12 protein-coding genes and 1 rRNA gene are annotated in these 11,500 nt (G+C 50.1%); 9 read left to right on the forward strand and 4 right to left on the reverse strand.

Annotated features, from left to right (window positions below; all coding sequences use genetic code 11):
- Positions 1-125 precede the first annotated feature (125 nt).
- On the reverse strand, positions 126-848 hold the full coding sequence (tsaA, locus tag H511_RS22815) for a tRNA (N6-threonylcarbamoyladenosine(37)-N6)-methyltransferase TrmO (RefSeq protein ID WP_051287974.1): 723 nt from the start codon (positions 846-848) through the stop codon (positions 126-128).
- Between the two features lie 143 nt (positions 849-991).
- Here tsaA and H511_RS0107160 point away from each other — a divergent pair, with 143 nt between their 5' ends.
- Together H511_RS0107160 and ykgO are read left to right on the forward strand one after the other, a co-directional pair.
- Positions 992-1,243, forward strand: coding sequence for a type B 50S ribosomal protein L31 (locus H511_RS0107160; protein WP_027251688.1), 252 nt, complete (start codon positions 992-994; stop codon positions 1,241-1,243).
- 9 nt (positions 1,244-1,252) lie between these two features.
- The gene (gene ykgO, locus H511_RS0107165) at positions 1,253-1,396 is read left to right on the forward strand and encodes a type B 50S ribosomal protein L36 (protein WP_027251689.1); all 144 of its coding nucleotides are present in this window, start codon (positions 1,253-1,255) and stop codon (positions 1,394-1,396) included.
- A gap of 104 nt (positions 1,397-1,500) precedes the next feature.
- Here ykgO and H511_RS0107170 read toward each other — a convergent pair whose 3' ends face one another.
- From H511_RS0107170 to metN, 3 genes are all read right to left on the reverse strand, one after another.
- Complete coding sequence (locus H511_RS0107170) at positions 1,501-2,325, reverse strand: MetQ/NlpA family lipoprotein (RefSeq protein ID WP_027251690.1); 825 nt, start codon at positions 2,323-2,325, stop codon at positions 1,501-1,503.
- A 123-nt stretch (positions 2,326-2,448) separates the two neighbouring features.
- Positions 2,449-3,135 carry a methionine ABC transporter permease gene (locus tag H511_RS0107175; protein ID WP_027251691.1) on the reverse strand — a complete coding sequence of 229 codons (687 nt, stop codon included), beginning with the start codon at positions 3,133-3,135 and terminating at the stop codon, positions 2,449-2,451.
- Positions 3,125-4,159 carry a methionine ABC transporter ATP-binding protein MetN gene (gene metN, locus H511_RS0107180; RefSeq protein WP_027251692.1) on the reverse strand — a complete coding sequence of 345 codons (1,035 nt, stop codon included), beginning with the start codon at positions 4,157-4,159 and terminating at the stop codon, positions 3,125-3,127. The genes H511_RS0107175 and metN overlap by 11 nt, the downstream gene beginning before the upstream one ends.
- Positions 4,160-4,502: 343 nt before the next feature.
- Here metN and gmhB point away from each other — a divergent pair, with 343 nt between their 5' ends.
- The 7 genes from gmhB to H511_RS0107215 form a co-directional block, all read left to right on the forward strand.
- Positions 4,503-5,060 carry a D-glycero-beta-D-manno-heptose 1,7-bisphosphate 7-phosphatase gene (gmhB, locus tag H511_RS0107185; protein WP_027251693.1) on the forward strand — a complete coding sequence of 186 codons (558 nt, stop codon included), beginning with the start codon at positions 4,503-4,505 and terminating at the stop codon, positions 5,058-5,060.
- 269 nt (positions 5,061-5,329) lie between these two features.
- Entirely contained in the window at positions 5,330-6,355 is a 1,026-nt protein-coding gene (locus H511_RS0107190; protein ID WP_027251694.1) for an ABC transporter permease subunit, read from the forward strand.
- Position 6,356: 1 nt separating this feature from the next.
- Positions 6,357-7,400, forward strand: a complete 1,044-nt coding sequence (locus H511_RS0107195; protein ID WP_027251695.1) for an ABC transporter permease — start codon at positions 6,357-6,359, stop codon at positions 7,398-7,400.
- 33 nt (positions 7,401-7,433) lie between these two features.
- Entirely contained in the window at positions 7,434-9,266 is a 1,833-nt protein-coding gene (locus H511_RS0107200; RefSeq protein WP_027251696.1) for an extracellular solute-binding protein, read from the forward strand.
- Positions 9,267-9,282: 16 nt separating this feature from the next.
- Positions 9,283-10,152, forward strand: a complete 870-nt coding sequence (locus tag H511_RS22820) for an ABC transporter ATP-binding protein (protein ID WP_051287972.1) — start codon at positions 9,283-9,285, stop codon at positions 10,150-10,152.
- Positions 10,153-10,186: 34 nt separating this feature from the next.
- Complete coding sequence (locus H511_RS22825) at positions 10,187-11,005, forward strand: ABC transporter ATP-binding protein (RefSeq protein WP_036759090.1); 819 nt, start codon at positions 10,187-10,189, stop codon at positions 11,003-11,005.
- Positions 11,006-11,373: 368 nt separating this feature from the next.
- A 16S ribosomal RNA gene (locus H511_RS0107215) occupies positions 11,374-11,500 on the forward strand; the annotation flags it as partial.

Raw genomic sequence — 11,500 nt, forward strand, 5'->3', positions numbered from 1 at the left:
ATGGTATCCGTTGGTAATTATGAGGATTAATATTGAGAGCAGTATATTAGCAGCGTATCTGCCTTTCGCCAAAGGGAACCCGAGGCTTATTGGCTGTCCGGTGACCTCAGTCACCGGAAAACAGGCTAAGTATAGTCTGTAAGGTCAGCTTGTCCGGGGGCGACTATTTGTTCGACCAGGACTTTATCGCCCTTAAACCGGAACAGTACGTTGTAGTCAAACAATAAGACGCCATAGCGTTTGTCATCCGTTTTCCCTTTCTTGTAGGCCGGGCGGGGATCCTGCGCCAGCACTTCTTCAATCACCGCCTGTTGATAGGCCGCGTCTTCGCCGTCAAGCTGAACCAGTGCCGCGGGGGTAAACTCGACGGGAAGCAGTTCTGGTGTCTCTGTCGCAAATCCGCCGCTGGCATCCGGCACACTGTCGGAATAGGGAATGTAGGGCTTGATGTCAATGACAGGCGTGCCGTCAACCAAATCCACACCGGCCAAATCCAACAGGACCTGACCTTTTTCATGCCGCACGCCGATCAGTTTGATCGCCGACATTCCTATACCGTTGGGGCGAAAAGTGGCCCGGCTGGCAAAGACGCCGATGCGGTCATTTCCGCCCAGTCTGGGTGGTCTCACGGTAGGACGCCAGCCCGCCGACAGGTTCTGATCAAATAAAAACAACAGCCACAAATGGCTGAACTGCGCTATGCCTCTGATCGATTCCGGCGTGTTCGCATCGCCGCAAAGCACCAGGGTTGCTCTGGCGCTGGGTACCAGGCCGGGCTGGCGGGGAACGGCGAATTTCTCTTTGTAGGGGGAGTGGATGACACCAATCGGCTCAATCTGAAAAGTCATTTTCTCTGTCATTCGTGCTTGTCGCTGCAGATCATATCTGCCAGACCTTAGCACATCTCAATGTGGTGTTGCTGAAAATCTTGTTGTAGGAAAACCGCATTGAGTGTTATGTTATACTATAACATTTAATGCGAGGAGGCATGATGAAACCAGGTATCCATCCCGAGTACCGTAAAGTGGTATTTCACGACACAAGCGTAGATAAATATTTCATTGTCGGTTCGACGCTGAAGACTGACAAAACCATCACATGGCAGGACGGCAAGGAGTACCCCTACTTCTTGCTGGACGTGTCGTCTGAATCGCACCCTTTCTACACCGGCAAGCAGCGGGTGATTAAGACAGAAGGCCGGATGGCAAACTTTAACCGCCGTTTTGCGGCGTTTAGCAAGTAAGGAAGAAAAATGAAGGTGTTAAGTTCACTCAAAAGTGCCAAACAGCGTCACCGGGATTGTCAGGTGGTAAAACGCCGTGGCCGCATTTATGTGATTTGTAAATCCAATCCACGTTTCAAGGCCGTCCAGGGCACGGTGAAAAAGAAGAAGTAAACGACCGGGATGTCTGGTCGGTTCATTGTCCCTGTCCGGAACAACAAAAGCCCCGTTGCAGGGGCTTTTGAACTTTTATCGGCAAGGTGTTGCGAGGCGATGGCTTACCAGCCTTTGACGATGCCGCCTTTGAAGATCTCCATCGCCGCATCGTTCACCGCATCAGACTGATATGCCTTAATGAAGGTCTGCACGTTTTCGGCATTCACATTATCTTCACGGGCAACAATCAGGTTCACATACGGTGACTCTTTGCCTTCCACAAAGATACCGTCGTGATCCGGAGACAGGTCGATAGTGCTGGCATAGGTGTTGTTGATAATCGCCAGTTTGACGTCATCCAGAGAACGCGGCAGTTGCGGTGCTTCCAGCTCAACGATGTCCAGATTCTTTGGATTTTCAACGATATCCAGCACAGTGGCTGTCAGGCCTGCGCCGTCTTTAAGTTTGATCAGGCCTTGTTGCTGCAGCAACAGCAGTGAGCGGCCCAGGTTGGTTGGATCGTTTGGCACTGCGATCTGATCACCGTCTTGCAGCTCATCGACAGAAGCGATTTTGCTTGAGTAGGCGGCAATCGGGTAAACAAAGGTGTTACCGGCAATCGCGAACTTGTAGCCACGGTCTTTCATTTGCTGATCCAGGTAAGGTTTATGCTGGAAGGCGTTCACGTCAATCGAGCCTTCTTCCAGCGCCGCGTTAGGTGACACATAGTCGGTGAAAGTGATCAGCTCAACCTCCAGACCATATTTGTCTTTGGCTTCTTTGGCGGCCACTTCAGCTACCTGTGCTTCAGCACCAGCCATCACACCCACTTTGATTTTGTTGTTGTCAGCAGCAGTGGTGGATTCTTGTTTCTCGCCACAGCCGGTCAGTGCCAGAGCTGACGCCAGACCCGCGACTGCAAAGAAATGTTTAATATTCAGAGCCATTGTACTTCTCCTATTGTTCAGGGAATCCCTGTACTTTGTTGTCGTTGTATTTCTGTAACTTATCGGTTTCGCCGGCAAGCCATGTCCGGCGGATGTGAGTTTTCTGTTGTGTTCCCGTCAAACTTATCTGTGGTCGACGCGGCGGACCAGATGATCCCCGGCGGACTGGATCAGCTGTACTAACACGACCAGCATGATCACAGTGATCATCATGACTGTGCCGTCAAAGCGCTGATAGCCATAGCGGATACCGACATCACCTAAACCGCCGCCGCCGACCGTGCCTGCCATGGCCGAGTAGCTGACCAGGGTGACCAGAGTAATAGTGACGGCATTGATAATGCCCGGCAGCGCTTCCGGCAGCAGCACCTTGCGAATGATTTGCACCGGTGTGGCTCCCATAGCTTGTGCGGCTTCAACCAGGCCGCTGGGCACTTCGAGCAGCGCACCTTCCACCAGGCGGGCGATAAAGGGAATCGCGCCGACTGTCAGTGGCACAATGGCCGCCGCCGTACCGATGGAGCTGCCCACCACAAAGCGGGTGAACGGAATAATGGCCACCAGCAGAATAATGAACGGGATCGAGCGGCCGATATTGACGATGCCACCCAGTACTTTATTCAAGCCCGGATTGGCCAGCAGGCCGTTGGGTTTGGTCAGGTGCAGGGCGACACCGACAGGAATACCGATGGCGAAACCAATCAGGCCGGAGGCGAAGACCATCATCAGTGTTTCGCCTAAAGCGTCAGTCAGCAGACCAATCAGGCGTTCGTTGGTTTGCCACCAGGTGGCGATAGAATCAAGCAACATAACCCAGCACCTCTACATTTACTTTGTGTTCGCGAAGGAAAGCGATGGTTTGTTGTGTCGCTTCTTCAGAGCCAAAAAATTCCGCCAGCATCAGGCCGAACTTCACACCGCCGGCATAATCCATGTCGGCACTCAGAATGTTGGCATCAATACCGAACTGCCGCGATGCCTGACTGAGCAGCGGCGCATCCACGGAAGCGCCGGTGAACTCCAGCCGTATCAGCGGATAGTTTGTTGCGGTACGCTCGGTTTCCAGGCGCGCTTTATAATCTTCCGGTATCGACAGATCTAAGGTAGAACGGATAAATTCACGTGCCAGTTCTGTTTTCGGATGGGCAAAGATATCACCCACCGGACCTTTCTCGACCAGCTCGCCGTTGCCTATGATGGCCACTTCTGAGCAGATGCTTTTCACCACGTTCATCTCATGGGTGATCAGCAAAATGGTCAGGTTCAGCTTATTATTGATTTCTTTCAGTAACTCAAGGATGGACTGGGTAGTGGCCGGATCCAGTGCGCTGGTGGCTTCGTCACACAGCAGGACTTTAGGATCGGAGGCCAGGGCACGGGCAATCGCCACCCGCTGTTTTTGTCCGCCGCTGAGATTAGACGGGTAGGACTGATGTTTGTCAGCCAAGCCAACCAGATGGAGCAATTCGGTCACTTTGCGTTTGCTTTCCGCTTTATCCGTGCCGGCCAGTTCCAGCGGCAGCGCGACATTGTCGAAAACAGTGCGGGACGATAACAGGTTAAAATGCTGGAAAATCATGCCGATTTTACGGCGAGCCAGCGTCAATTCCTGATTAGAGAGCTGAGTGAGATCGATACCATCAACAATGATGTGCCCTGAGGTCGGCTTCTCAAGCAAGTTAACGCAACGTATCAGGGTACTTTTTCCCGCACCGGACGCACCGATGACACCAAAAATCGTGCCTTGCTCAATGCTGAGGTTGATATCGCGTAAGGCGTGGATCTCTTTATCCCCGACTCTGAAGGTTTTATTGACCCTGTTGATCTCTATCATGCTGTGTCCTGCTACTGCTTTTTTTAACTTGCTCGCTGTGTTGTAAACCAGCATAGCTTTATGGTCGTAATTTCGCCTGCATTAGTGTTTTTGTGTGTGGTTTAAGCGATAGACCTTGTCATCTTCTTGTGTTCTCGGAATTTTTCCGTGTCATCTGTTGTTGGATGCTAGGGTGTCTAGATGGCTAAGTCAATAGATATTTTTACGTCTAGACGGCTAAATCAAAAAACGCTGCGATTAAGCCAAAAAAGTGTCAGCCAGTCTGTCTGAGGATAAAGAGATGATTCCGCGTGTCAGCCATGCCATAATTTAGCGAATTTGATTTCTATCTTTAGGTGATCGCTTGGCTAAGCCTGCTGTGTTTGTTGATCGTGACGGCGTCATTAACGTTGATCACGGCTATGTCCATACTGTTGACGACTTTGAATATATCGAAGGGGTGTTTGACGCCTGCAAGAAACTGAAAGAGCAGGGTTACCTTCTGGTGCTGGTGACCAATCAGGCCGGTATTGCCAGAGGCATGTATACCGAAGATGAATTCCTGACCCTGACAGAGTGGATGGACTGGAATTTTGTCGATAACGGTGTTGAATTTGACGGGATTTATTACTGCCCGCATCACCCGACAGAAGGAAAGGGCGATTATCTGCAAGATTGTGATTGCCGCAAGCCCAAGCCAGGCATGTTTATTTCAGCCCGTGATTTTCTGAACATTGATATGGCCCGTTCAGTGATGATTGGCGATAAAACCGATGATATGACAGCGGCGCAAGCAGCGGACGTGGGCACCAGAATTCTGGTGCGTACCGGTAAGCCGGTCACTCCTGAAGGGGAGGCACTGGCATCGGTTGTGCTCGACAGTGTCGCGGATGTACCGGCCTGGTTAGCGGCCAACCACTGACTGTCCGGCATTTTCAAGGTTCATAAAAACAGACACGCTCAAAGCGTGTCTGTTTTTTTATATCTGTACAGTGCTCTTCCTGATGGCCTGACGGGTAGGCCAGAATATCATGATCTATTTCCCCTCTGATGCAGGGTTAAATATAAGCGTATGTTTTTATTGTCAAATGGTGAACTGTCTGCTGTTTGGGTCATCATTAGCCATTCAACCAGCTGCTATACTCACTACACCAGGGAACAGGCTGACAATGACAGGAGTCATTTACCTTCATGCTTTCATACTTTTTGCGCCGTTTGGCGCTGGTGATCCCCACTTTTATCGGCATTACGATTCTGATTTTTGCCCTTACCCGTTTTGTGCCGGGCGGACCGGTCGAGCGTATGCTGGCCAGTATTCAGGCGCAGCAAAGTATGTCTATGTCTCCGTCCATGGCAGGGGCAAGCAATGCGCTGTCAGAAGATCAACTGGCCGAACTCAATGCGTTTTACGGATTAGACAAGCCGGTATTTGAAGCCTATACCGAGTGGCTGATGAAAATGCTGTATCTGGACTTCGGGTTGTCGACCCGTTACTACGAACCGGTCTGGGACATGATTATGGACAGGCTGCCGGTGTCCATGTTCTACGGCGGCGTGACCTTTTTTCTCAGTTACTTTATCTCTATTCCTCTGGGTTACTACAAAGCTTTAAAACACGGCAGCGGCTTTGACTCCGGGTCTTCAATTCTGATTTTTGTCGGTTATGCCTTGCCGGGGTATGTGGTTGGGGTGATGCTCATTACGCTGTTCAGCTATCACCTGGAATGGTTTCCAATGGGCGGCTTTGTCAGTGACGATTTCGATGACTATGAATCATTCTGGCAGCAGGTAAAAGATATCCTCTGGCATGCCTGCCTGCCGCTGATTTGTTACCTGATTGGTGATTTTGCCACCCTGACAATGACAATGAAAAACAACATGATGGAGACGCTGTCAGCGGATTATATCCGTACCGCTATCGCTAAAGGATTACCCTTTTCAACCGCGGTTCGCCGCCACGCACTTCGCAATAGTCTGATCCCCATTGCCAGCCACTTTGGAAACTCCTTGCTGTTCTTCATGACAGGATCTTTTTTGATTGAGGTGATCTTCAATATTGATGGTATCGGGCTGCTGGGCTACGAATCTATCATGGAGCGGGACTATCCTGTGGTGATGGGGATCGTGGCGATCAATACTGTGTTACTGATGCTGGGCAATATCATTTCCGATGCTTGTGTTGCCATGATTGATCCCCGAGTGAGATTCGGAGCCTGAGATGCTGACACTGAGCCCACTGACAAAAAAGAAAATCCAGCGTTTTAAAACGATAAAGCGTGGTTACTGGTCACTGATCATATTATCCACCCTGCTGGTGTTATCCTTCTTTGCCGAGTTTCTGATTAACAGCAAAGCGCTGATCGTCAAGTATCAGGGGGAGTATTATTTCCCGGTCGTCAGCGATGTGCTGCCTGGCACTCAGTTCGGGCAGGAATACCAAAGCGAGGCACAGTACCGGGAATTGCAACAGGCTTTTGCACAAAGCGAAACGGATAACTTCGTGCTGATGCCGCTCGTGCCCTGGAACCCGTATGAACAGGATTTTAGCGGGGATTTTCCTCCCACCGCGCCTGACGCCGAGTCCCGGCATTATCTTGGCACCGATACCATAGGGCGGGATATTCTAGCCCGGCTGGTCTACGGTTTCCGTATCACTATGGGGTTTGCCTTACTGACCATGGCCATATCCTACGCCATAGGTACAGCCGTTGGTTGCGCGATGGGCTTTTGGGGCGGAAAGTTTGACTTGCTGGTGCAGCGTTTTATCGAAATCTGGTCAATGGTACCTTTTCTCTATGTCATCATGATACTTGTCTCTATTACCCAGCCTTCGTTTACGCTTTTTGTCGCCATCAATGTGCTGTTCGGCTGGATGGGAATGACCTGGTACATGCGTACTATGACCTACAAAGAAGTGGCCCGGGATTATGTGATGGCCGCCAAGGCGCTGGGCGCCTCAAACTGGCGGATTCTTTACGCGCACATTTTGCCCAATGTCATGGTGATGATAGTGACATTGGCCCCGTTTACCATAGCGGCCAATATTACGGCGCTAACGGCACTGGATTATCTTGGTCTGGGCTTAATGCCGCCGACACCCAGCTGGGGGGATTTACTGCAGCAAGGGAAATCAAATTTGGGGGCGCCCTGGATAGTGATTACCGTGGTGACGGCCATCGTGCTGGTTCTGGTGATGGTGACCTTTATCGGCGAGAGTGTACGCGCGGCTTTCGATCCGAAAAAATTTACCCGTTATAGTTAATAAAGATGTGTAGCCAGATAACAAGGATGTACGATGAGAAAGATACTGAACATATTCGCCTTTTTGGCCATTACATTGAGCGGTGCACCGGCAGGAGCCGCCGAGCTTCCGGCCGGGCTGAAATGGGAGTCTAATCTTCACGAACCGCGTTTTGCCTCTCCGCAAGCCCAATTCGGCGGCACCTTCAATACCTATATTGAGAGTTTTCCGCAGACATTTCGTATCGTCGGGCCGGATTCCAATGGCCGTTTCCGTACCTGGCTGCTCGACAACCGCCCAGCGGCGGTTACCCGTCATCCGGATACCAAGGCCTGGATCCCGGATATTGCCAGTGAATGGGCCTATGGCAATGACGATAAAACCGTTTATTTTCGTATCAATCCCAATGCCAGGTGGTCTGATGGTAAGCCGATTACGGCGGATGATTTCACCTATGTACTGACGTTTATGCGCTCTAAAGACATAGTCGCGCCCTGGTACAACACCTTTTATACCCAGCAGATTGCCGATGTCATTAAATATGATGATCGCACCTTTGCTGTGGTTTCGGCTGAAAAACGCAATAAAGAAGAGTTAATGCTGTACACCAATCTGCAGCCCCGTCCCGCTCATTTTTATAAACCGAAAGTCGATAAAAACAGTGATGGGGTAGAAGATAACTTTGTTCGCTATTACAACTTTAAAGCCGAGCCGTCAGCCGGACCGTATTACATTGACGATATCAAAAAAGGCAAGTCGATCACCTTCAAGCATGTGGGCAAAGACTGGTGGGGATACTCAAACCCTTATTACCTGTATCGTTATAATGTCGAGAAAATTCGCGTCAAAGTGATACGCGACAAAGATATTGCCCGTCAGCACTTTGAAAAAGGCAATCTGGACTCCTTCTGGCTGGACACCCCGGAGCTGTGGCGCGAAAAGTCGGACACCCCCAATTTCGAGCACGGCTATATCCATAAGTTTTGGGGATATAACCAAGTCCCCATGGGCGCGGGTGGATTATGGCTCAATACCGCCAAACCACTGCTGGATAATCTGGATATCCGCAAAGGTCTGGCATACGCCACCGATTTTGATGGTCTGATTGAAAAAGTCTTACGGGGTGATGTCGTCAGGAAACCCAATCCGATGGGAGTGGGGCATGGTGACTACACCAACAGCGAACTGAAAGCACCGCCGTTTGATCCGGATACCGCGATTGAGTATTTTCAGAAGGCGGGTTTCGCTAACATTGGCCCGGATGGTATTCGGATCAACGACAAAGGGCAGCGGCTTTCGTTTGCTATCACCTACAGCTATGGCTACCTGACACCACAAGTGGCTTATCTGAAAGAGCAGGCCAAACTGGCCGGGCTCGAATACACCCTGAATCTGGTTGATGGTTCATCGGCATTCAAATATGTGCTGGAGAAAAAGCACGAGCTCTCTTTTCACTCTATGGCAACGAATGAAATTCCCCAATACTGGGAGTATTTCTACTCTGAAAACGCCAATAAGCCGCAGAATAATAACTTTACCAATTACAGCACCCCTGAATTAGACCGGCTGATCCTGGCCTATCGATCCGAATTTGATTTGAATAAAAAGAAAGCAATTGCCAGGCAAATACAGGCCATTGTGGCCCAGGCCAGCGTCATTATTCCCGGTTACATGCGGCCCTATGCCCGTGAAGCTTACTGGCGCTGGCTGCAGATACCGCAACCGGCGATGACAAAATCCACCGAATTTCTGTTTCCCTCGGGTACGTTCCGGGATCTGGGCACGTATTGGATTGATGAGTCGCGGAAGCGGGAAACCAAAGCGGCTATGCAGTCAGGCAAAACCTTCGAGCCCGTTACTATCATGGAAGAGGCTTACAAGTTGTAAGCGAGGGGAGGGCGAAATGAACGATCATGAGGTTATCCTGCGGGTAGAGGATCTGGAAACTGAGTTTCGCACAGATGACGGTGTGGAAAAGGTACTGCACGGCGTGTCGTTTGACGTCAAAAAAGGCCGCACCCTGGGGCTGGTCGGCGAGTCAGGGTCGGGAAAAAGCGTGACGGCCATGTCTGTCATGGGCCTGCTGCCAAAGCCTTATGGCCGGGTAACCAATGGCAAGGTTTTGTACCGGGAGACGAACTTACTCGAACTGTCCGCCCAGGATATGTGTGCCATGCGTGGCGATCGCATATCAATGATTTTTCAGGACCCAATGACCGCACTCAATCCTGTCTACACCATAGGCAAACAGCTCAATGAAGTGCTGGAGCTTCATCGTCCGGAACTGAACAAAAAGGAGCGTAACCGTTATTCACTGGACATGCTGAATAAAGTGCAGATACCCATGGCCGAAAAACGCCTGCATGAATACCCCCACAGCTTGTCCGGCGGCATGCGGCAACGGGTGATGATCGCCATGGCGTTGGCCTGCAAGCCAGACATTCTGATCTGTGATGAGCCGACCACGGCACTCGATGTCACTATCCAGGCCGAAATCCTGAAACTGATGAAGGCACTGCAGGAAGAAACCCAGATGGCAATGATCTTTATTACTCATGATTTAGGTGTAGTGGCGGAAATTTGTGATGACGTGGCTGTTATGTATGGCGGCAAAGTGCTGGAAACGGCAGATGTGTTTGAGTTGTTCGACCATCCCCGGCATCCCTACACCCAACGGCTGCTGGGATTGATACCCAGTGCTGAACGCCCAAGCAAACAAATGATCCCCCTTGAACCTATCGACCCATCAAGGTTTGCGGAATTCGGGGAATAATCGTAGTCACGGTGTAAAGCAGCGGGATATTTTCATGGATGACATCTTACGTATCGAGAACCTGAAGCAGCACTTTGTTTCAGGTAAAGGGATATTTAAAAAGGGCTACACGGTGAAAGCTGTTGATGGTGTCTCTTTTTCAATAAAAAGAGGAGAGACCTTAGGGCTGGTCGGTGAGTCAGGCTGCGGTAAAAGTACACTGGGCCGAACCATTCTGAAGTTACACGAGCCGACAGCGGGTAACATCTTTTTTGACGGTAAGGATATTACGCATTTGTCTCCCCGCCAGATGCGCCCGCTCAGAAAAGATATGCAGATTGTGTTTCAGGATCCTCTGGAATCGCTGAATCAGCGACATACGATAGGCATGATTCTGGAAGAGCCATTTATTATCCATAATGTAGGAACACCAGCCGAGCGTAAGCAATGGGTGCTGGAATTACTGAATAAAGTCGATTTACCTGCCACTGCCATCAATCGGTATCCTCACGAGTTTTCTGGCGGGCAGCGCCAACGAATCGGAATTGCCCGCGCGATTGCACTAAAACCTAAACTATTAATCTGTGATGAATCCGTCTCTGCTTTGGATGTTTCTGTCCAGGCGCAGATACTGAACCTGTTACTGGCGCTGCAGCAGGAGATGAAACTTACCGTGATTTTCATTTCTCACGATTTGTCAGTTGTAAAGCATGTGTCAGACAGAGTGGCGGTTATGTACTACGGCAAACTTGTTGAGATAGGCACGGCTGAAGAGATTTATCATGCACCGAAAGCGGATTATACGAAAACCTTATTAGCAGCGATCCCTATCAGCCATCCATCGCAACGGAAAAGACCTGCAGTACCGCAATAATTTCCTTCTAAAGTGGATGATCTGTGCTGTTTTTAGGCTGTATGTTTTGGTGTTGTCTAAAAAATAGACCATTGAAATAAAAATCAAAAAAAACTATTGCGCTGTAAGAACATCTCTCTATAATTCGCCCTCGTTGTCACGATAAACCGCACGGCTTAACGAGATAACAAAACGTTCTTTAACAATTTGACCATGCAATCTGTGTGGGCACTCGACAATGATACAGTCATAAAAGATTTATCAGTGAACTGAGTGACCAATTGGTAGCGCTTTCTCGAAAGCGTTACCGGCACAGTCAATTCGTTTCAACTTCGGTTGGAACATCAGTAATCACTGAGCCGCTTTTCTTCGGAAAGGCAACAAAACTTTAATTGAAGAGTTTGATCATGGCTCAGATTGAACGCTGGCGGCAGGCCTAACACATGCAAGTCGAGCGGCAGCGACATGAACAATCCTTCGGGTGCGTTCATGGGCGGCGAGCGGCGGACGGGTGAG

This window comes from Photobacterium halotolerans DSM 18316 (assembly GCF_000425165.1).
Classification (GTDB): Bacteria; Pseudomonadota; Gammaproteobacteria; order Enterobacterales; family Vibrionaceae; genus Photobacterium; species Photobacterium halotolerans.